The sequence below is a fragment of the Chondromyces apiculatus DSM 436 genome, from assembly GCF_000601485.1.
GTDB lineage: Bacteria > Myxococcota_A > Polyangia > Polyangiales > Polyangiaceae > Chondromyces > Chondromyces apiculatus.
This window is the reverse complement of the sequence record NZ_ASRX01000004.1, coordinates 24,108-45,597: the sequence shown is the minus strand read 5'-3', so window position 1 is coordinate 45,597 and position 21,490 is coordinate 24,108. Positions and strand designations below refer to the sequence as shown.

12 protein-coding genes are annotated in these 21,490 nt (G+C 72.2%); 3 read left to right on the top strand and 9 right to left on the bottom strand.

Annotated elements, in window-relative coordinates; all coding sequences use genetic code 11:
• Positions 1 to 88: 88 nt before the first annotated feature.
• The gene (locus CAP_RS03035) at positions 89 to 1,255 is read left to right on the top strand and encodes an acyl-CoA dehydrogenase (protein ID WP_044235869.1); all 1,167 of its coding nucleotides are present in this window, start codon (positions 89 to 91) and stop codon (positions 1,253 to 1,255) included.
• A gap of 70 nt (positions 1,256 to 1,325) precedes the next feature.
• On the opposite strand, the gene CAP_RS03030 is transcribed toward CAP_RS03035, so the two are convergent.
• From CAP_RS03030 to CAP_RS03020, 3 genes are all read right to left on the bottom strand, one after another.
• Positions 1,326 to 1,718: a SpoIIAA family protein gene (locus CAP_RS03030; protein WP_044235868.1), complete on the bottom strand. Its 393-nt coding sequence runs from the start codon at positions 1,716 to 1,718 to the stop codon at positions 1,326 to 1,328.
• 194 nt (positions 1,719 to 1,912) lie between these two features.
• Positions 1,913 to 2,260 (bottom strand): hypothetical protein, encoded by a 348-nt coding sequence (locus tag CAP_RS03025; RefSeq protein WP_044235866.1) that lies wholly within the window; start codon positions 2,258 to 2,260, stop codon positions 1,913 to 1,915.
• 122 nt (positions 2,261 to 2,382) lie between these two features.
• Positions 2,383 to 3,351, bottom strand: coding sequence for an NAD-dependent epimerase/dehydratase family protein (locus tag CAP_RS03020; RefSeq protein ID WP_044235864.1), 969 nt, complete (start codon positions 3,349 to 3,351; stop codon positions 2,383 to 2,385).
• 664 nt (positions 3,352 to 4,015) lie between these two features.
• Here CAP_RS03020 and CAP_RS43625 point away from each other — a divergent pair.
• Positions 4,016 to 7,291, top strand: coding sequence for a hypothetical protein (locus tag CAP_RS43625; protein WP_052374036.1), 3,276 nt, complete (start codon positions 4,016 to 4,018; stop codon positions 7,289 to 7,291).
• A gap of 199 nt (positions 7,292 to 7,490) precedes the next feature.
• Complete coding sequence (locus tag CAP_RS03010) at positions 7,491 to 8,804, top strand: serpin family protein (protein ID WP_052374035.1); 1,314 nt, start codon at positions 7,491 to 7,493, stop codon at positions 8,802 to 8,804.
• Positions 8,805 to 8,861: 57 nt separating this feature from the next.
• Here the strand turns inward: CAP_RS03010 and CAP_RS03005 are convergent, their stop codons facing one another.
• From CAP_RS03005 to CAP_RS02980, 6 genes are all read right to left on the bottom strand, one after another.
• Entirely contained in the window at positions 8,862 to 13,376 is a 4,515-nt protein-coding gene (locus tag CAP_RS03005; RefSeq protein ID WP_231511056.1) for a UvrD-helicase domain-containing protein, read from the bottom strand.
• 112 nt (positions 13,377 to 13,488) lie between these two features.
• The gene (locus CAP_RS03000; RefSeq protein WP_156040444.1) at positions 13,489 to 16,695 is read right to left on the bottom strand and encodes a PD-(D/E)XK nuclease family protein; all 3,207 of its coding nucleotides are present in this window, start codon (positions 16,693 to 16,695) and stop codon (positions 13,489 to 13,491) included.
• 620 nt (positions 16,696 to 17,315) lie between these two features.
• Complete coding sequence (locus CAP_RS02995; RefSeq protein ID WP_044235860.1) at positions 17,316 to 17,933, bottom strand: glutathione S-transferase family protein; 618 nt, start codon at positions 17,931 to 17,933, stop codon at positions 17,316 to 17,318.
• Positions 17,934 to 18,048: 115 nt separating this feature from the next.
• Positions 18,049 to 19,704, bottom strand: coding sequence for a PAS domain-containing protein (locus CAP_RS43620; protein ID WP_231511054.1), 1,656 nt, complete (start codon positions 19,702 to 19,704; stop codon positions 18,049 to 18,051).
• Positions 19,705 to 19,823: 119 nt separating this feature from the next.
• Positions 19,824 to 20,591 carry an SRPBCC family protein gene (locus tag CAP_RS02985; protein ID WP_044235858.1) on the bottom strand — a complete coding sequence of 256 codons (768 nt, stop codon included), beginning with the start codon at positions 20,589 to 20,591 and terminating at the stop codon, positions 19,824 to 19,826.
• Positions 20,592 to 20,894: 303 nt separating this feature from the next.
• The gene (locus tag CAP_RS02980; RefSeq protein WP_081864510.1) at positions 20,895 to 21,479 is read right to left on the bottom strand and encodes a bactofilin family protein; all 585 of its coding nucleotides are present in this window, start codon (positions 21,477 to 21,479) and stop codon (positions 20,895 to 20,897) included.
• Positions 21,480 to 21,490: the final 11 nt, after the last annotated feature.

The window sequence follows — 21,490 nt, the reverse complement described above, 5'->3', positions numbered from 1 at the left end:
CGCCCCGCCCGCGCGCCTGAGCGTTCAGCGCGCCCGGGCGGTCGGCACCCGGCGTCGACGAGCCCCTCACCCCACCCGAAAGGCAGCCGTGACTCACCCTGCGTTGACCCAGCTCTCCGAGGAGGAGCGCTTCTTCCGCGACTCGGTCCTCGACTTCGCGAAGAAGCGCGTCGCCCCCCGCGCCCACGCCATGGACGAGGCGGGCGCGATGGACAAGGACCTCATCCCCCCGCTCTTCGAGCTGGGCCTGATGGGCGTGGAGGTCCCCGAGGAGCACGGCGGCGCCGGCGCCAGCTTCTTCAACGCCATCCTCGCCGTCGAGGCCCTCGCGGTCGTGGACCCCAGCGTCAGCGTCCTCGTCGACGTGCAGAACACCCTGGTCGCCAACGCCTTCCTCCGCTGGGCGACCGACGACCAGAAGTCCCGCTACCTGCCCCGCCTGTGTCGGGACTGGGTGGGCTCGTACGCGCTCAGCGAGGCGGGCTCCGGCTCCGACGCCTTCGCCCTCGCCGCCCGCGCCGAGAAGCGCGGCGACCGCTACATCCTGAACGGCCGCAAGCTCTGGATCACCAACGCCGCCGAGAGCTCGCTCTTCCTGGTCTTCGCCAACGTCGACCCCTCGAAGGGCTACAAGGGCATCACCGCCTTCGCCGTCGAGCGCGACTTCCCCGGCTTCTCCGTGGGCAAGAAGGAGAACAAGCTCGGGATCCGCGCCTCCAGCACCTGCGAGCTGATCCTCGAAGACTGCGAGGTCCGCGAGGACAACGTGGTCGGCGAGGTGGGCAAGGGCTACAAGATCGCCATCGAGACCCTCAACGAGGGCCGCATCGGCATCGGCGCCCAGATGCTCGGCCTCGCCGAGGGCGCCCTCGATCAGGCGATGCGCTACATCGGCGAGCGCAAGCAGTTCGGCCAGTCCATCGCCAGCTTCCAGGGCGTGCAGTTCCAGTACGCGCGCGTCGCCATGGAGATCGAGGCCGCGCGCCTGATGGTCTACAACGCCGCCCGCCTCAAGGACGCCGGCCAGCCCTTCCTGAAGGAGGCCGCCATGGCCAAGCTCTTCGCCTCCGAGGTCGCCGAGCGCGCCGCCTCGCAGTGCCTGGAGCTGTTCGGCGGCGTGGGCTTCACCAAGGAGTACCCCGCCGAGAAGCTCTACCGCGACGCCAAGATCGGCAAGATCTACGAGGGCACCTCGAACATGCAGCTCTCGACCATCGCCAAGCTCCTGCAAGCCGAGTACGGCATCAAGGGCTGACGCCCGCGCCCTGAGGGGCCCCTGGGCGTCCCCTCGGCATCCCCTCACCGAAGCCCGCGCGTTCGAGGCCTCAGGCGTCGAGGTACGCCAGCGCCTCCGCGCGCGTGGCGAACATCTTGACGGGGAGCTGCACCGCGAACGCCACGCTGGCCGTCATCATGCGGCTGGCGTCGGTGGCCACCGCGAACGCCACCCGGCGCGCCCCCCGCTCCCGGGCCAGCAGGAGCGCGCGCTCGGCGCGCTCGCCCACGTGGAGCATGAATCCCTCGATCGCCAGGGTGTCGATGAGCACCCCTTCCAGGGACCGGTGTTCGGTCAGCGCCGCGAGCTGGCTCATGGCAGCCTCGATCTCCGCGGTGCCGAGGCGCCCGCGAAAGGTGATCCCCAGGACGCCCTCCCGCAGCCATGACACCCGCACGTTCCCGCCCGCTGACGTGGCCTTCGCGTGCGCTCTGATCTCCATGGCGACTCCTTGTTCGTTCATGTCTGCTCTGCGCCCACGCCGCAGCGCGCGGGCCGTGACCCCCATGCATGATGCACGTCGGGGACATGCGCCAGGCTCCGCGCTCCGCCGTCGCGCCTCCCGGCAGCGACAGGAGAAAACCCGCACCAGCACGGTAGAACCGGAGGCTTTCGTCCCTGCCCCGGAGCCTGAACCTACACGCCGATGTAGGCCAGCGCTTCCCCGCGGGTCTCGAACATCTTCAGGGGGATCTGCGCGGCGAAGGCGACGCTGGCCGAGATCATCCGGTTCGAGCCGGTGGCGACGATGAACACCACCTCGCGGGCGCCCCGCTCTCGCGCCAGCGAGATCAGGCGCCCCGCCGGCGAGCTCACGTGCGGGGTGAAGTTCTCGACGTCGAGGCCGTTGATGAGGATGCGGTCGAGCTTCTTCTGCGCGTTCAGCGCCGTGAGCTGCCGCAGGCTCGTCTCGATGATCTCCGGGTCGAGGTGCCCCTGAAACGTGATCTCCAGGACGCCTTCGCACACCCACGCGTGGTGCACGCTCGGGGCTGATGGGGTGGATGAACGATCTCGGCCCGGCATGGCTCCTCCTCGCACCTGACGTATATCACGTTGCCGCGCACCTTCCCGCTCAGGTCCCCGCGCCTCGACGCGCGGCGCGCTCACGGGCGGTGACAGGCGGCGACGGTCTCCGAGAACGAGGTCTCCAGGTCGTGGCCGCGGTAGCCGAGCAGCGCTTGCGAGGCCGTGGGGTCGATGAACAGCTCGCGCAGGAAGAACTCGGGCATGTGCGCGGTGTCCATGCCCGCCTCGCGCCCGGTGAGCTTGTGCGAGACGACGATGGGGAAGAGGCCCACGTGCATCAGGGCGCCGGGCAGCGCGTGAACGGGCCGCGGGTGGCCGGCGACGGCGGAGAGCCGCGCGAGCAGATCGGTCCAGGTGAGGTTGTCTTCCACGACCGGGTGGAGGCCCGCGACGTCGGGATCGTCGCTCTCCAGCGCGTTCGCGCTCGCCTCGGCGACCTGCTCCACCGTGCACGCGGCGGTTCCTCCCCGCGGCGCCAGCAGCGGCAGGGACGACTCCACGTACTTCACGAGCGGCGCCCAGAGCGGCACCCGCCCCGGCACCGAACCGAAGATGAACGGCAGCTCCAGGAGGGTCACCCGCACCGCGTCCCCCGCTGCCACCTTTGCGGCCCGGGCCTGCTCGACGCGGCTGCGGATGTAGGCGTGACGCTCGGCGAGCCGCATCTCGGGCCACACCCGGTTGAAGTGGGTGAAGTAGGAGGCGTGGACGACGACGCGGGTCACCCCGGCCGCCTTTCCCATGGCGATGAGCCGCACCACCGGGAGCACGTTGGCCGCGTGGAAGCTCGCGTACGCCGGCGCCTTGCGCACCGACCGGTCGTCGAGGCCGGCGGCGAAGACCACGCCGTTGCACCCGGCGAGGAGATCCGAGATCTCGGCGTCCGAGGCCCGGTCCACATCGAGGACGCGGCGCTCCACCCCCTCGGGCACCGCGTCGAACGCCGGCTTGCGCGCGGCCGCCACCACCTGGTGACCGCGCCGGACCAGCTCGTTGACCGTGTGCAGGCCCGTGAACCCCGTTCCCCCGATCACCGCGATGCGCATCGGGCACAGGGAAGACCAGTGCCCCTGACCGCGCAAGGAGAACCAGCGCGCCCCTCGACCAGCCTGGATGCGTGGACAGAAGCCCGCGACCATCCTCCCACCGCCGCCCTGCCGCAGGAATCCGTCGGTGCGTCTCCTGGAGGGCAGGGGTGCCTTTCGGAAAGTCCGTGGGAAACACGGAACGGCGGGGGTGACCTTCGGAACGGCGGGGGTGACTTTCGGAGCGGCAGGGGTGCCCTTCGGAACGGCGGGGGTGTCCTTCGGAACGGCGGGGGTGACTTTCGGAACGGCGGGGTGACCTCTCGGAGCGGCGAGGGTGATCTTCGGAACGGCGGGGGTGACCTTCGGAACGGCGGGGGTGTCCTTCGGAACGGCGAGGGTGACCTTCGGAACGGCGAGGGTGACCTTCGGAACGGCGAGGGTGACCTTCGGAACGGCGGGGATGACCTTCAGGAGGTCTCGCGGGAATACGGAAAGGCAGGGTCGCCTCTCGGAGAGTCCAGCGGGGGGATCCGGAACAAGGGTGGCCGTTTCCAGGTGGTCTCGACGAGTCACGGAAAGGCTGGGGGCTGGGTGCGCAGGGGAGAAGGCCGCCCGCGGTTTCACGGACGCTGCTGGTTCGCTCCTCGCGCAACGGGCGAGCCGGCGGTTATCCTGCCGTGCGATGACTGACACCGCCGCCCATCCGTTCGTGTTCTTCGGGGTCGAGCCGAGCGACTGGTTCCCGCTGGAGAAGGATCTCTTCTCCTACGAGCTGTGCTTCGTGACGGCGCCGGAGCCGGCGACGAGGCGCGCCATCGCCGAGGCCTTCGAGCGGACGCTCGGCCGCGCGGCGGTGGAGACGGTGGAGCCCTTCGTGTGGGCCGATCGCTGGGCGCTCCTGCGGCTGCGGCCCTCGGGGTGGAGCCGGAAAGACGTGGCGGCGATGGCGCGGGCGGTGGAGAAGGCGCTCGCGGCCGTGCACGCGGCCTGTCCGCTCGACCAGGTGATGCTCGCCGAGGTGATGGAGAGCGACGGGGACTGGGAGGCGTGGTCGTCGGAGCAGCGCCCGGAGCCGCTCACGGGGCCGCGTTGGTCCGTCGAGCTGCCGAACGCGGGATCGGCGAAGCGCTTCGAGGCGACGGGCGCGGTGGACGCCGAGGTGGAGCAGGTGCGCGCGCAGATCCGGGCGGAGGCCGCGGAGGCGGGGCAGCACGGCGGGTGGCAAGGAGCGGGAGAGGACGAGGACGGGGGCGACGAGAGCGCGCGGCAGGATGGTCCCCGGACGAAGGCGCCGCTCTCGGTGGAGAAGCTCGGCAAGGAGTCTCCCGTGGCGATCCCCGAGGAGATCACGAAGCTCTTCGGGCGGTACGGCGTGACGCAGGTCGCTCCGAACGGACGCGCATACGGGCTCAAGCGAGAGAAGCGGCACCTCAACGTGCCTTCGTGGGTCGACGACAACGGCGTGCTCCAGAGCGTGGCCGACGCGGGAGACTTGCCTCGCAACGCCGGCACGCCAACCGTCGCCGGCAGGGGGGACGGGGGCGCCGTGCTGCTGGCCTTCGACTCCGAGGGGGTCTGGGAAGCGGTGTTCGGGGACGGGACCCTGCGGAAGCTCGTCGACGACGACGACACCATGTACGGGCTCGGCTACGGGCCCGAGGGGAGCGTGCTCTTGCTCGCGGGGGACGAGCTCCGGATGTACCGGCGCGCGGGGGAGGGGACCGAGCTCGCGCAGCGCTGGGACGTGAACGGGTACGAGATGATCTGCGCAGCTTCCGGGCGGATCGCCATCGTGACGGAGAGTGGGACGGAGGAGGGCGACGACGACGGCGTCACGCTCTACGGGATCGAGGGGGACACCTTGCGGAGGCTGAGGCGCGTGACGTTCTCGGTGTCCCAGGTCGCCGTGAAGGACGATCGCGTGTTCCTGAACGACAGCGGGGTGTGGTTCGAGCTGCTCGGGGTGCAAGCGCTCCTCGACGGGCTTGCCGCGAACCCCGCCGTCTTTCCGACCGTGGACGTGGCCAAGGATCGGGACGACAGCAACAGCGACGACGACAGCAGCGACGACAGCGACGGCGACGACGACAGCAGCGGCGACAGCGACGGCGACGGCGACGACGACAGCGACGCGTCGGACGACAGCGGGTCGGACGACAGCGGGTCGGACGACCGTAGGTCGGACGACAGCGCGTCGGAGGACGACGACGGGGAGCAGGAGCCGGAGGTGATGGAGGGGTCGCTCCGGCTGGAGCGCGAGGAAGTCTCCTCGCCTCATGGATATCGCGCGGTGGAGCCGGCGCTGCGTTCGCTGTTCGGGCGCAGCTCCAGCGTTGTCAAGTCGCCGCTCGGCAAGGTCTACGGGGTCGCGAAGCAAGGCCGCAAGCCGTCCACCGCGGCCTGGGTGGAGGAGGGGGAGCTACAGGTCGCCGCGGGCACGCTCCCGCGCGACTCGGCGACCCTCGCGGTGCGGGAGGACGAGACAGCGGCGCTGTACGGGTTCTCGTACTCCGGGGTGTGGGAGCTGAGCTTCGCGGAGAAGCAGCTCCGGCCGCTCATCGAGATGGACGACAGCCTGATGGATGCGGCCTACGGCCCCGAGGGGACGATCTTCGTCCTCCTGGGCTCCACGATGGCGGTCTACCAGCGCGAGGGGGAGGCGTACGCGCGGACCGCGGAGTACGACGTGAACGCGTACGAGCTGCGCACGATGTGCGGAGGACACGTGCTGCTCGTGAAGGGGCTGACGGACGACGACGGCAACGACACGCTGTTCGTCTACGGCTACGACGGGCGCACGCTCCGGAAGATGGGGCTGATCCGGGCCTACTCGATCGTCACGCGCATCGAGGGGTCGAGCGCGTTCCTCCTCGACTCCGAGCACCGGCACCGCATCGACGGGCTGGAAGAGCTGCGCGCGCAGCTCGACCTGAACTCGGAGTCGTTCCCGGAGGTCGACCTGGCCCCGACCCAGGACGACGAGGAGGAGGAGGACGACGACGAGGACGGGACGCCGCGCCCGCCGAAGCGGCGCGCCGACTCGTTCGGGGTGGAGCCCGCGCCAGGGCGGGTGGGGCTGCGTTACCTGGGCGAGGACCGGCCGGTCCCGGAGAGGAGCGATTCCGTGACGAAGGCGGTGCGGTCCGCGTTCGGCACCGGGGCGAAGCACCTGGAGCGCGCGAGCATCGCCGGTGAGGCGTACATGGGCTGGAAGAAGGAGGGGAAGCGCGCCTACCGGTTCGCGGTGTACATGGACGGACAGCTCTCCGAGACGGGGATCGTGGTGTCCGATCCCTCGATGATGATGGCTCTGAGCTGGGATGGGCGGTACGTGGCCGCGACCTCGGCGGGCGACAGCAAGCTGTGGTGGGGCGAGGCCGGGCAGAGCAGCGGGGCGGTGCTGGTGCACGACTTCGGGAAGGACGAGGACGAGGTCTACAACGTCGAGGTGCTCGCGTTCGGGAGGGTGGTGGTGGGGACCTCCGCGCAGACGTACCTCTTCGCGGTGAGCGGCGGGAAAGCCACGCTCGAGGTGAGCGGTGAGCTCGACGTGACGGGCTCCGAGGCGATGTTCGAGGGGCGGGTGGTGGCGCTGGAGGCGAGGGGGGACAAGCCGACGCTCCTCTGGGCCATCTGCGAGGATGGGGCGCGGGTGCTCGACGCCTTCGAGCTGAGCTCCTCGGAGTGGGCGTGGCGCGAGGATGGGAGGCTCATCGTGGAGACGATGGGCGAGGGCTGGTACGAGTTCACGCAGGTCGAGGAAGCCTGGGAGGCAGCGCGGCGCGACACGAGCGGGGCGACGTACCCGCGGGTGGCGCTCACGCCTCCGGCGCCCGCCGAGGAGAAGGACGAGGACGACGAGGACGACGACGACGAGGGAGAGGGCGACGAGGGGGAGGACGACGGGGAGGAAGAGGGTGGGGAGGGCGAAGGGGACGAGGACGAGGACGACGACTGAGGCAAAGGGCGGGCTGTGCCACGCTGCGCCGCTGGCTGACGGGCTCGCCGGTGCTGCGCCAGGCGAGGGGGGGGCCAGATGCGGCGCTCAGCGGCCCTCAGCGGCGCTCAGGAGAGGAGATCCCCGGTGTGCCGCGCGACGTGCCGCGCAGGCGCAGGCGCACGGGGCATACGGCACGGGGCTTGCTGAAGGTCAGGGCATGCGATCACTTCTCCTGTTCCCCCTGGTTCTTTCCTTGGCTGCTGTCGCTTGCACCTCGGAGGGCGGCAGCGAGCCCGAGCCCGACGCTCCCGAAGTGGCGTGCAGCGATCCCGGCAAGGCCGGGTGCGTGGTCAGCTCGGAGCTGAAGCGGGACACCGCAGCGAGCGTGGCCGCCGCGGACATCGAGACGCTCGTGGAGGGCAACACCACCTTCGCGCTGTCGCTGAACCGTCTGCTGAGCACCGAGCCCGGCAACCTCTTCTTCTCGCCCTACAGCATCTCCACGGCGCTCGGGATGACCTACGCCGGCGCGCGGAACGCGACGGAGACCGCGATGGCCTCGACGCTGCACTACACGCTGCCGCAGGCGCAGCTCCACCCGGCATTCAACGCGCTGGACCTGGCGCTGTCGAGCCGGGGGCAGGGCGCGCAGGGCGCCGACGGGCAGCCGTTCCGCCTCCACACGGCGAACGCGCTGTGGGGTCAGATCAACTTCGCGATCGAGGCGCCGTTCCTCGACGTGCTCGCGCAGAGCTACGGCGCAGGCGTGCACGTGGTCGACTTCGTCGAGCAGAACCAGCAAGCCGTGGACCTGATCAACGGCTGGGTGGAGAAGAAGACGGAGGGGAAGATCAAGGATCTGGTCTCGACCGACTCCGTGACGCCCGACACGCGCCTCGTGCTGACCAACGCGGTGTACTTCAGCGCGGCCTGGGAGACGCCCTTCGAGGCGTCGGCCACGCAGCCGGGGACCTTCACGACGCAGGCAGGCCAGGCGGTGGAGGTGCCGATGATGAAGGCATCGCTGGAGATGGACTACGCCGAAGGCGCCGGGTTCCAGGCCGTGTCGATGCCGTACGACGGGCGCGAGATGTCCATGGTGGTGATCCTGCCCGACGACCTCGCGACCTTCGAGCAGAGCCTCGACGCGGACAAGCTCGCGGACATCACCGGGTCGATGACGGAGTACCTCGTGAACACCGAGATGCCGAAGTTCGACTTCGAGTCGGAGTTCAGCCTGAAGGAGGCGCTCGGCAAGCTGGGGATGGAGAACGCCTTCAGCGCCGAGGCCGACTTCACGGGCATCCACAGCGCCGGCGGGCTCGTCATCTCCGACGTGGTGCACAAGGCCTTCGTTGGAGTGAACGAGAAGGGGACCGAGGCCGCCGCCGCGACCGCAGTGATCATGAACGAGACGAGCGCGCCCGCGAACTTCGCTGACTTCCACCTGAACAAGCCCTTCCTGTTCCTGGTGCGGGACAACGCGACGAACAGCGTGGTGTTCCTGGGCCGCGTCAGCGATCCCTCGTGAGCTGAGCTGAGCTGCGCAGTGACTGACGGCGGGGGCGGGGGGCCCCTGCCGCGTGCGTCACACGGCGGTGTCCTTCTCGCCGTGGCAGATCTCGATGAAGCCGCAGCGCAGGCGGCGGCAGGTCTCCACACCCACGGGTTCCCAGCGGTCGGTGCCGCGCGCTTCGGCGAAGCTCTGGGCGAGCCAGGCGAGGCCCTGCTCGAAGCGGTCGTGTTCCTCCTGGGAGAGGGTGCCGTCCGGGCCCTGGGCCTTGAGCCAGGTGGGGTCGAGGGTGCTGCCGAGGAAGAGGACGCCGGCGCGGAGCTGCCGGCCCTCGGCGCGGCGGTGGAAGGCGAGGGCGTCGACGCGGAGGACCAGCTCGTAAGGTTCGAGGTTCGCGCGGGGGCGGGCGCGGCGTAGCTCGATGACGTCGAGGGTGCCGTCGGGGAAGTCGACGACGAGGTCCGCGGCCCAGCGCACGGAGAGGTGGGCGCCGCGGGCGCGGTCGATGATCTCGGGGGAGACGCCGAGGGTGAAGGCTTCGTCGCCGAGGACCGTGGCTTCCTCGACGCGGACGCGGCGGGCGTAAGGGCCGTCGAGGAAGCGGGCGATGCCCTGGGCGAGGCGGGTGGCCTCGGGGTGGTCGGGGGGCATGCCCTCGGCGGCGAGGCGATCGAGCACCTCGCCGACCTTGGTGGGGACGCCCCAGCGGGCGCGGGGCCAGCGGGAGAGGACGCGGTGGGCGGCGCGGCCAGGGGGGCGGGGGTCGGCGCCTTCGAGGAGTTCGATGCGCTCTTCGCCGGGGACCTCGGGGGGGCCTTCGAGGTCGAAGAGGCCGAGCTGCGCGGCGGGGGCGGGCTCCTCGACGCCGAGGAGGTGGCGGAGGCGGAAGCGGCGGGGGCAGCCCTGGAAGAGGGCGAGGGCGCGGGCGTCGATGGCGACGGTGCGGGCGAAGGCGAGGCGCGGGGCCGGGGCGTGGCGGAAGGGGGCGACGGGGCGCGCGTAGGCGTCGAGGCCAGGGGCCGGGGCGTGGGCTCGGGCGAGGAGGGGGCGGGCTTCGAGGACGGTGCGCACGGCGCCATCCATCGCTGCCTGATCGATGGCGTGCTTGAGCGTGAACCAGGCGGAGCCGCTGCGGGGCTTGGCGGCAGGGGCGATGAGGACCAGCTCGCGCTTGGCGCGGGTGATGGCGACGTAGGTGAGGCGCTGGCGCTCGGCGCGCTCGCGGGCGCGGATCTCGGCGCGCGCGTCCTGCATGGCCGGGGTGGAGATGGGGTAGAGGGGGGCGAGGGCCTGGGCGGCTTCTTCGTAGCGGGAGCCTGGGTGCGCGGCGCGATCCATGCGGCGGGCGTAGTGCTGGACGAAGAGGGCGGCGGGGCGGTCGCCGGAGGGGGGGATGAAGCCGAGGCCGGGGAGCTGGGGGGCCGGGGAGGCGTTGAGGTCGACGACGACGACGGCGGCGAAGTCGAGGCCCTTGCTGGCGTGGATGGTGGTGAGGCGGACGGCGTCGTCTTCCTGGGAGAAGACCGCGGCCTCGGGCTCGTCGGCCTCGTCGCTGATACGGCGGTCGAGCCAGCGGACGAAGCTCGCGAGGGAGCCTCCACGGCGGCGGGCGATGGCGATCAGGCGGTCGAGGTTGCCGATGCGGGCGTCGGCGCGGGGGAGGGAGGCGAGGACGCGGTCGAGGTCGAAGGCGGAGATGACGGCGCGGATCGCCTCGCCCGCGGAGGAGCGGAGGGCGGCGCGGCGCAGGCCGGAGAAGCGGTGCCGGAAGGTTTCGAGGCGGGCGCGATCGGTGTCGGGGAGGCGTTCGAGGGCCGGAAGGGAGAGGTCGTCGCTGACGTGCGGCGCGTGCGGCGCGTGCGGCGCGTGCGGGACCTCGGGAATGGCAGGCGCGGCGGGCTCCGGCGTGGCGGTGGCGCGGCCGGGCCAGCGGCCGAGGAGGGGGACGGTGAGGCCGCGCCGCGGCGGGGAGAGCAAGGCGAGGGCGGTGTCGCTGAGGCCGACCATGGGGCCGCGCAGGACGGTGGCGAGGGCGAGCTGGTCGCCAGGGTCGAGGAGGAGGCGGAGGGCGGCGGCGGTGTCGCGGATCTCGGGGGCCTCGAAGAGGGCGCGGCCAGCGACGACGTAGGGGATGTTGAGGCGGCCGAGGGCCAGCTCGATGAGGGGGATGGTGCTGCGGCGGCGCGCGAGGACGGCGACGTCCTTGAAGCGGAGGTCGCCGTCGCCCTCGCGGACGCGGCGGGCGATCCAGGCGGCGGCGACGAGGGCTTCGCGCAGGGGGCCGCGGGCGTCGCGGACCAGGGACTCGGCGTCCTCGGGGGCCTCGCCGTCGTCGCCGATGAGGATGACGTCGGTGGGGAGCAGGGCGCTGGCAGGCGCGGGGGTGACGGCAGGAGAGGCGGCGTCGGCAGGAGAGGCGGCGTCGGCAGGAAACGCGGCGTCGGTGGAAAGCGGCGGGAGCGCCGGGGAGGACGGGAGCACGGGGACGAGGTGCTCGGCTTCGCCGTAGGAGACCTCGAAGTCGCGGATGGGAGCGCCCTCGGGGGCGTCGCCGCGATCCTGGGCGAAGTCGCGCACGGAGAAGTCGTTGACGAAGCGAAGGACCTCCGGCGTGGAGCGGCGGCTCTCCTTGAGGGCGACGAAATCGGCGACGGGGCGCGGGGACCAGAGGCTCTCGGGGAGGCCGAGGGCGCGGCCAGCCTTGTCGCCGGCAAGCTCGGCGCAGACACGGCTGAAGACGGAGACGTCGGCGCCGCGGAAGCCGTAGATGGACTGCTTGCGGTCGCCGACCAGGAACAGGCCGTGGCCGAGGAGGCCCGCGGCGGTGGGGGCGGCGGCGGGGGCGGCGGTGGGCGCGCGAGCGGCGCGGGCGAGGGCGGCTTCTTCGCGCTCGCGGAGCAGGTAGACGAGGTCGCGCTGCACGGCGCTGGTGTCCTGGAACTCGTCGACGAGGAGGACGTCGATCTGCTCGCGCACGGCGCGGGAGACGGCGGGGTCGTCGCGGAGGCCGTCGCGGGCGGCGCGGAGCAGGTCGCCGAAGCCGAGGCCGCCCTCGGTGCGGCGGATGATGGTGAGGCGGGCCTTCACCTCGTCGAGGAGGGCGACGATGTGCTGCTCGCGCTGGCCGAGGCCGGGGGCGTCGCGGAGGAAGCCGAGGAGCCGGTGCGCCTTGTCCTTCAGGACGTCGCCCGGGAGGGTGTCGCGGAACTCGCAGAAGGCGTCGTCCGCGGGGGTGCGCTTGCGGGGTTTGTGGGCGGTGATCAGGTCGACCGCAGGGCCCCAGGCGCCGCGGGGGAAAGGGGACTCGGTCTTCACGCCGCGGAGGGCTGCGGCGAGGGCGCTCGCGGGGCCTTGCAGGGCGGGGCTGCCGCCGGAGGTGAGATCGATGGCGACGCGGGCGAGGTCTCTGCGCAGGATGCGGGCTTCGGCCTCGTGGTCGGTGAGGGAGAGGGTGCGGGGGGTGAGGCCCTCTTCGTCGAGGCGGTCGAGGAGGCGGGTGACCTGGCTGCGGGCGACGTCGACGCCGCCGGCGGCGGCGAGGAGGGCGCGCGCGGCGTCGGCGCGATCTCCGCCCTCGGCGAGGGCTGCCGAGAGGGTCTCGTCGACGGCGAGGTCGCTGAGCGCCTGCGCCTCTTCCTCGTCGAGGATGCGCGCGCCCGGGGTGAGGCCCATGGCGATGGCGTGGCGGTCGACGATCTGCTTGGCGACGCCGTGGAGGGTGTCGATGCGGGCCGCGCCCCAGCGGCCGAGGGCGTCGCCGGCGCGCTTCTTCAGCTCCTCGGGGGGGATGGCGAGGCCGGTCGTGATCTCGCGGGCGCGGATCACCTCGGCGAGGGCGGGGATCTGCCCGCGGCCGTCCCAGGCAGCGATCTTGCGGAGGGCGTTCTCGATGCGGTGGCTGATCTCGGCGGCGGCGGCGCGCGAGAAGGTGGTGGCCACGATCCGGTCGGGGAGGATCGGAGGGGCGGGGATCTCCGACATGAGCTGGCCGTTGGAGGTGAGGCCGAGCGTGAGCAGGAGGTAGAGGGCGGTGAGGCGGTAGGTCTTGCCGGTGCCGGCGCTGGCGGCGACGACCACGTTGCGCCGGAAGGCGTAGAGCAGGGCGTCCGTGTCGGAGAGCGGCGGGAGCGGCAGAAGGGGGAGGCCGGGCTCGGCGAGCGCAGCCTCGATGGCGGCGGGGTCGAGCTGGGGGGCCTCGGCGTTGTCGGCGCTGGGCTCGCCGTCCGCATCCTGGAGCGCGAGGTCGGGGTCGGGCTGCAGTTCGGGTTCTTCACCGGAGACGCTGGCGGCGCCCGCGCGGTGCGCCTCGACGGCCCGGGGCCCCTCGTCGGTGACGTCGTCGTCTCCGGCAGCGTGCGCGGCGTGCGTCGCGGGGCTGCCAGGGGCCGCTTTCCTGCCCACGGCTGCCTGGGCGAACAGCGACGCTCCGACCTCCGAGTCCACGTCGAAGTCTATCTCGTCGTCGGCGCTGGAAGCCGCACCGATCGGGGTCCTGGCAGCAGGCCTCCTGCGGGTCGGGCGCTTCGCGGGAGGCGCGCCCTCCGCCGCATTTGCGGAGCCCGAACGGCCGCGCGACCGCATCGAGGACATGCTTCGGCTTTACTGCATGAACCGCTGTTCAGGCAACCGGCGCTTGCGGGGGGGAGGGCCGAAGGTGGGCAGGGTCGTGGGAGAGCGCCTTGCGTCCGGACCGGTCGGGCTGTCACCCGCGCTCCTCGGCGACCTCGTCGATGGGCATCACCGCCGGGCGACGGCACACGTCCCGCGCGTCGCAGCGTGCGCACATGTCGTCCTGCTTCGGCCTGGGGACCACGTTGCCTGCCCAGAGGGCTTTCACGGCCTTGCGGGCCGTCTCGGCGGCGTCGGGCGCCCGCTCGGCGAGGGCGCGCTGGGCGTCGGGGTTCGAGGGGGACTCTTCCACGAGGCCGCGCTGGCGGACGGCGATGTACTGGGCCCTGACCTCTTCGGCGCCCAGGGCGCGGCGCACCACGGCGGCGTAGAGCGGGAGCTGGAGCGCCCTCTCCTGCTCCTTCTTTCCGGGGAGCTTGCCGGTCTTGTAGTCGATGATCCGGGCCGTGCGGCCGTCGGTGCTGCGGTCGATGCGGTCGATGGCGCCGTCGACGAAGAGGCTCTCGCCGCGGCCCTCGTCGTCTTCCAGCTCCAGCGCGCCCCAGGGGTCGTTCTCGCGGGCGCCGAAGCGCTGCTCGGCGAGGAAGAAGCGCACCGGGTCGCCGGCATCGATGGCCCGGACGACCACCTGCAGCGCGTCGGCGATGGCCTTCTCGATGGCCTCCTGGCGCAAGGGAGCCATCGCGGTGCCGGCGCCGAGGGCGGTCTCGGCCGCGGCGCGGGCCCTGGCGAGCTGCTCCTCGGGGTCGCGGTCGGGGCCCAGCTCCCGGAGGGCCTCGAAGGCGGCCTGGAGGGCGCGGTGGATCATCGTGCCGCGCTCGCGGGCGTCGGCGGACTCCAGGAGATCGTCGACGCGGCGCACGCGCATGACGCGGCGGGCGAAGGCCGCGAAGTGGCAGCCGACGGCGCGCTCGATGTGGGTCACGGCGATGGGTTGATCGGGCCTCCCGCCGCCGACGGCTGCCTGGAGCTGCGTGCGCAGGCCGGGGTCGGCGCCGAGCGCGATCTGGCCGGTGTGGTCGTCGGCCTCGGCGCGCAGGTCGAGGAAGAAGGCCGCGCGCAGCCGCTCGATGCGCGCGCGGTCGGCGACGTCGGTGGTGGGCGGGGCGCCGCTGGCGAGCGCGATCAGCTCCGCGCCGCGGGGGCCGAGCTTGGAGGCGGTCATCGCCACGCGGGAGGCGGGCTCGTCGTGCTTGCGGGCGCCGCGCACGGAGGCCCAGCGGAAGAGCGGGTGGGGGTCGGAGGGCTCGCTCTCGTCGCCGCGGGTGTAGCTCACGGCCACCTGGTGGGCGCCAGCGACCACCCACGCCAGCTCGGCGCGCTGGTAGCCCTGGCGCTCGCGCGCCGAGGGGGGGCGGCAGGTGGCGGGGAGCTTGGCGCGGAGGTGCTCGCCGACGAGGACGTCTTCGGGGCCGGCGGAGCCGCTGTACGCGCGCGAGGTCAGGCCGGTGACGAGGACCAGCTCGTGCCAGAGGCCAGCGAGGCCGCCGGGGAGATCGATGCGCACGGCGCCGGCGCGCGCGGGCGCTCCCTGAGGGCAGACGCCGATCTCGGCAGCGGCGCGATCCAGCTCGGCGCTCATCTCCGCCGCGGTGCAGGGGCGGCCTTCGTGAGCGAGGGCGCGCGCTGCCTGGGCGATGCCCTCGCAGATCTCGCGGATGATCTTCGCGGCCCGCGCGCCCTGGCCCATGGCCTCCATGGCGAGCGCGCCGCCTTCGATCTGGGGGAGGCCCCCGGCGCCGCGACCGCCACGCAGCTCGGCCTTGAGCATGGAGCGCAGCTCGTCCGCGGCGGGGACGCCGAGCTTGAGCTGGTCCATGAGGGCGAGGAGGCGGCGGGAGAGCTCGGGGCGGGTCTCGGCGTCGCCGAGGTGGCGGCCGCTCTGCAGGAGGCGTTCGAGGGCGTGGGGCATCCAGCTCTCGTCGTCGTCGTCGGCGACCTTGGGGGCGCGCGCTGCCCGGGCGATGGGCGGGAGGTCGGCCTCGGGCTCGGCGATGGGGAGCGCGGCACCCGCAGGCGCCGTGCCCCGTCGGCGGGCGAGGGTCGCGCGCTCGGCCTGCTGGTCCTCGACGACCTTGCGCAGGGCCTCGACGAGGAGCTTGCCGGTGCGGTCCACCTCCACAGGGACCTCGCGGAGGCGGTGGGCGAGGCGCTGGGCGCGCCGGGCGGCCTCGCGGGGGTTGCCGCGCTCCGTCCAGGGGGTGGTGGAGAGGCCGGGGGCGCGCAGGATCTCGATGGTCTGCTCGCGGGTGACGGGGGTGAGGGCGAGCTTGAGGAGCGAGAGCGCGGCGCGCCCGTCCGGGCAGCTCGCGGCGGCGCGCCCGCGCGGCTCGTGGAAGCGCACGCCGGCGTCGTGCAGCGCGGCGCGGAGGGGCTCCAGGGCGGCGTCGTCCAGGGTGGGGACCACGACGGCGATCCGCTCCGGGGCGACGCCGCGCGCGAGGGCCCGCGCGACCTCCGAGGCGACGGCGCGCGCTTCGCCCTCGGCGGTGCGGGCGGTGATGGCCGCGCCCGACATGCCGGCGCGCGCCTCGGTCCAGGACAGCTCGGGAGCGTCGGTGAGCGAGGCCCAGCGGCGTTCGAGCATCTCGGCGATGGGGTCGGTGGCGTCGCCCTCGGGGCCGCGGATCTGGGGCAGCTCCACGGTGACGCCGGTGCCGCCGCGCCGCTGCACGGCGGCGTGGAGCGCCTCGACCCAGGCGAGGTCGTCGAGCTCCCAGGCGGCGATGCCGCGCACGGTCACGGACGCGGGGAGCGGGAAGGTCCTCGGTGCCTCGCGCAGCGCGCGCGCCAGCACGGCGCCCACGCCGCGGGGATCGACGAGGCCGGCCCCTTCGAGCTGCGCGTCGGCGCCTTCGAGCACGTCGGCGATGGCGCCCGCGAAGGCAGAGCCGATGGCGCGCAGGTCGTCGGGCGTGGTGCCCGCGCGGCGCAGGCCGCCGAGGGCGCGGTCGAAGGTGAAGGCGAGCGCGACGCGCGCGGCGGGCTCCTCGGGCTTGCGCAGTCCGCCGGGCGGCAGCGCATCGAGCGCGACGCGGGTGGCGAGGCGGCTCGCGTGTGGGGTGGCGATGCTGAGGTCTGGCCGGAGCCGCGCGAGGCACCCCGCGAGGAAGGGCCACCGCGCGAGGACGGGTCCGTCGTGCACCGGCGCGCCGCGATCCATGCCTCGCTCCGCCTCTCGCTCCGCACCTCGCTCCGCGCCCAGCCGGGTCTCCTGCCGGGAGAGCTCCAGCTCGACGTGGCGCTCGGTGGGGACGATGAGGAGGGGTCCTTCAATCACGTGGACGCGCTCGCTGGCGCCATGGATCACGCAGGTCCGCGTGAAGCCACGACGACTGCATCGCGAGGCTTTACTGATTGGATGACCAGGATGCAATGGTTGACGCCACGATTTGGGCGGCAAAGCGGCGCTTCAGGAAGCGCTCAAAGCCAGCGCGGCAGCGGCCGCGCACGGCGAGGCGATGGATCCAGAGGCAAACGAATCGGGTGGGAAGGTGGGCAGGCGGACCGCGTCGAATGCGGGGCCGTCAGGGCGATCGACGATGCGATCTACGATATCTGGGACGCTATCGGCGCCGATCCACCACGGGTTGTGGTGGCGGCGGTGTGTGCACGGAATGGGCCGGCGGCAACGCGGGGCTGCGCGGGCGTCGTATGCAGGAGATGGACCAGGCGGCGCGCATGCAGGAGATGGACCAGGCGGTGCGCATGCAGGAGATGGACCAGGCGGCATGCGTGCAGGAGATGGACCAGAAGGGGCCCACGATGGCCCCGAAGAGGCCCACGATGGACCCGAAGGGGCCCACGCAGGAGAGGAACAGGACGGGTCAGGGCGGGGTGAGCGCAGGCGCGCCGCGAGGATGGAGGCGGGGCGAGAGGGAGCGCTGGGTGGAGCCGGGCTCAGCCCTCGGTCTTCATGGAGGGGCGCGCGCTGACGTTGGCCACCCAGGCGGCGGTCTTCGGGTAGACGGCCATGTCGAGCTTGCACATGTAGATGGCCCACTGCATACACCCCACCAGATCGAGGTCGGCGAGGGTGAAGCGCTCGCCCGCGAGGTAGGCGTTCTTGGCGAGGTGGCCTTCGAGGATGCCGAGGAGATCGTGGATGTCCTTCATGGCCTGCTCGGCCTGCGGGGCGCTGTGCAGCGCCGCGGGGACGTAGTCGGCCGTGTTGCTGATGTACTTGAACATGGTGCCCATGAGCGAGACCTGGCCCCACACGAGCCAGGTGGTCGCCTTCAGCCGCTCGGGCGTACCCGCCTCGGGCCACACGCCCTTCTCGACGCCGTAGCGCTCCCCGAGGGCGAGCTGGATGGCCACGGACTCGAAGACGGGCGTGCCGTCGATGACGACCGTCGGCACCTTGGCGTTGGGGTTGAGGGCCAGGAACTCCGGGTTCTTGTGCTCCCCCTTCTGCAGGTCGTACTGCACCGTCTCGTGCTTGACGCCGAGCTCCGCCAGCGAGGCGTGGACGCGGGACGCGTTGGACATGGGCGCGTAATAAAAGACAATGGACATGGCTATTTCCTCCTCCGGCGCTTCTAGGTGAGTTCGTGGCGGGTTACCAGCAGCTCTGCACGGGCTCGGTGCGCGGGCTCGGTGCGCGGGCTCGGTGTGCGGGTGACGTCGCGGATCAGGTCCAGTACGCGGCGAGGGCGCCGCTCAGGCTTCGCTTCAGCTCGACGCCGTCGAGGGAGACGCCGAGCTGCACCATGGTCCGCGCCACCTCGGGGCGTACGCCGGCGATGACGACGCGGGCGCCGAGGAGCCCGGCGCTGCGCGCGGCGCGCGCGAGCACGTCGATGCTGTGGTGATCCAGGGTCGGTACGCCGGTCATGTCGATCACCACCACCTCGGTGCGCGTGGCGGCGATCCCGTCGAGGAGGGTGGTGAGCAGGGTCTCGGCGCGGGCCGGGTCGATGGTGCCCACGAGGGGCAGGATCGCGAGGCGGCCGCCGAGGGGGATGAAGGGGACCGACAGCTCGGTGATGCGGCGCGCCTGGTGCTCGACCTCGCTGCGCAAGCGCAGGCTCTCCTCCTCGAGGTGCACGCGCTCGCTGACGTCGAGCGTGACGCCACGCACGCAGCGGACGCCCTCGTCGTCGCCCGGCATGACGCGGACGTGGTGCTCCAGCCACCGCTCCTCGCCGGCGCGGGTGAGGATGCCGTGCTGCACCACCCCGTGGCCGCGGGCGATGACCTCGCTCCACGCCGCCGCGATCCGGGCGCGCTCGGGCTCGGGGGCCATGGCCAGGAAGCCATTGTCGGAGGCGCACCACGCCTCGGTGGAGTGGCCGGTCATGGGCTCCAGGTTGTCGCTCACGAAGGAGGGCCGCGGGGGATCGGGGGCGCCCAGCCAGCGCTCCCAGAGCACCCCGGGGACGCTCTGCACGAGGCCATCGAGGCGGTCGTGGAGCGCGCGCTCGCGGCGGAGCAGCTCCTCCACGTGCTCCTCGGCTTCCTTGTAGCGGGTCACGTCGAGGGACAGCCCGTACATGGTGACGGGGGTGCCGTCGGAGAGGCGCTCGACCACCAGCTCCGACTGCAGCCAGAGGTAGCTGCCCTCCATGGTCCGCATGCGGTAGGGCGGCATGGAGCCGTGCCCCTGGAGGACCTCGCGCGTCCTCTGGAGGACGAAGTCCCGCTGCGTGGGGTCGATCAAGCTCGCCCACATGCCCGGGGTGTTGACCCACTGCTCCGGGGTGAAGCCGGTGAGGCGCTCGAGATAGCGGCTCATGTACGAGGCGGGCCGGAGCGTCGCGTCCGGGTTCATCTCGCAGTACCAGATCATCCCCGGCATCATCCTGGTGAGGACGTCGCGGTGACGGGCGGCGTGCTCCACCGTTTCGGGCTGGCTGTAGGCGAACTCGGGGGGGACGTGGGCCGTCACCCGGCGCGCGATGCAGAGGACCTGCCGGTGCGCGCCACGGTCCTCCGTGGAGGTGGCGCGGGGGCGTGTCACGCGCAGCCGCAGCTCGATCCACACGTGGTCTCCGTCGGCGCACTGCAGCCGGCAATGCACGGCGGTGAGGTGTTCTTCGTGCGCGATCCCCCAGCGCCAGCGCTCGTCGAAGCGGATGCGGTCGTCGGCGTGGACGAGCTCCGCGAGCCGCCTGCCGGCGAGCTGGTCGGGCGTCCATCCGAGCACCGATTTGCACGCGGCCGAGGCGAGCTGGAAGCTACCGTCGACCTGGTGGGTGGAGAGCATGTCCGGACAGGCGTCCACCAGCGCGCCGTACGCATTCGGGTCAGTCATCTGCACCGCGTGGGAGGGGAGAACGGGCGTCACGCTGCACGGCTCGCGTGTGTAACACGCTCGTCGGTGGGTGAGCGGGTAGCCCCCCCAGGGGTGCCCCTCGTCGCGCGATCTCGTCAGGCCCGTACATCACGGGCCCATGCTACTCCAGCTCAGTGCGCCGCGGCGTCCACGGTCGCGGCTGAATCCAGAGCCTTCTCGTCGCCCGCAGGGAGGCCCCTCGCCTCGGCGGGGGTCTGGCTGGCGACCTCGGTGGTCTCCGCGCGGGCCGTGTTCTTCGCCGTGGCCTCGGCCGCCTTCTTCGCGCCGGGCCGCTTGGCGTACGCCTCTTCAGCCCGCTTCTTGACGCCACCCACGCCCTTGGCAGCGCTATGGACCAGGGCCTTGGTCACCAGCGACGCGCCGAAGGGAAGCGCCGGGTCCACGAGCAACTCCAGCTTGAGCACCGTCTTGTCTGGCCCCGCGGAGCGCAAGCGCCAGACGGCGCGGAAGTCGTCGACGTTGCCCTTCTTGAGCTTGCCGACGATCACCTCCTCGTTCCCACGCTTCACCGGCGCGGCGATCTCGGTGATCGCCCAGATGTTCGCGGCGCCGTGCAGGACGGGGACCTGCAGATAGACCTCGCTCACGCCCTTGCGCTTCGAGAGCACGCGGCTCTGGTCGAAGGGCTTCAGGAACTTCTGGTAGGCACCGTAGTTGGTGACCACCTTGCGCACGTCCTCGATGGGCGCATCCACCAGGATGGCCGCTCCCCCCGTCTCGATGGGCGACATCGGCGCGGTCGTCTTGACCGTGTAGGTGTGCGCCTTGCCCAGAGCTGCAAGCCGCTCGGACTCGTCATCCGCGCGCGCAGTGCCCGCTCCGAGCAGGAGCGCGAGGGCCATCAGAGACGCGAGCCATGCGGTCCGGAGGTGCTTCATGGGGGAGGCTCCTGACGTGCGAGGCCGGGTCGGCCTTAAGCACGTTGCCTACATGTATCCTCGCTTCCATGAGGCCGCACCCCCCTCAGGACGAAAAAAAACTGCTCCGTTCGCGCATTGCGCCACTTTATCGCCGGGTGCGTAACGCAGCCCGGAGAGCGCGTACCAGGGGTTGCGGGGAGTGTGGCAATCGATACCCGCGTTATTGCAGATTTTCCAACGATCCCGCCCGAGAGGGGCGATGCCGGTCGTCTGCTGGACGCCTGGATGCCCCCGGATACCGTCAGGCGCCGTCGGGCGCCGTCAGGCCGGCTCGTCGGCGGGCTTGCCGGGAACGATCAGGGGGAGGGTGGACAGCTCCGGTCGGGGGCCTTCATCCGCCGGGAGGGCGGTGGCTGGTTCTTCGAGGGGGGCCATCTTGCAGGAGCCATCGAACTGCACCCCGCGGTCGATGAAGATGGCCGGCGCGTGCAGCGCGCCAGTCACCCGGGAGGGCGCGTAAAGCTCGATGCCGTCGCGGGCGCGGATGCTCGCTTGCACCTCGCCGCCGGTGACGATGCAGGTGCCGACGTGGATCTCGCCGACCACCATCGCTCCCTCGCCGATGACGAGCACGTCCTCGCCCCGGATCTCGCCGCGGAAGCTTCCGTCGATGCGCACCCGTCCCTCGAAGAAGAGCTTCCCCTCGAAGTGGGTGCCACGCCCGAGCAGCGCGTTGATTTCGGTGGGGCGGTGGCCACCGCTGCCGCTGTCACGCGACGGGCCACCCCCCAGTCCACCCCCCAGTCCACCTCCCAGTCCACTACCCAGATCGCGCGCGCCTCCGGCTGTCCCGCCGGAAGCGCGGAGCGCTGCGTCGCGATCGCCTGCGAACGAGGACGGATCCATCCTGGAGCCTT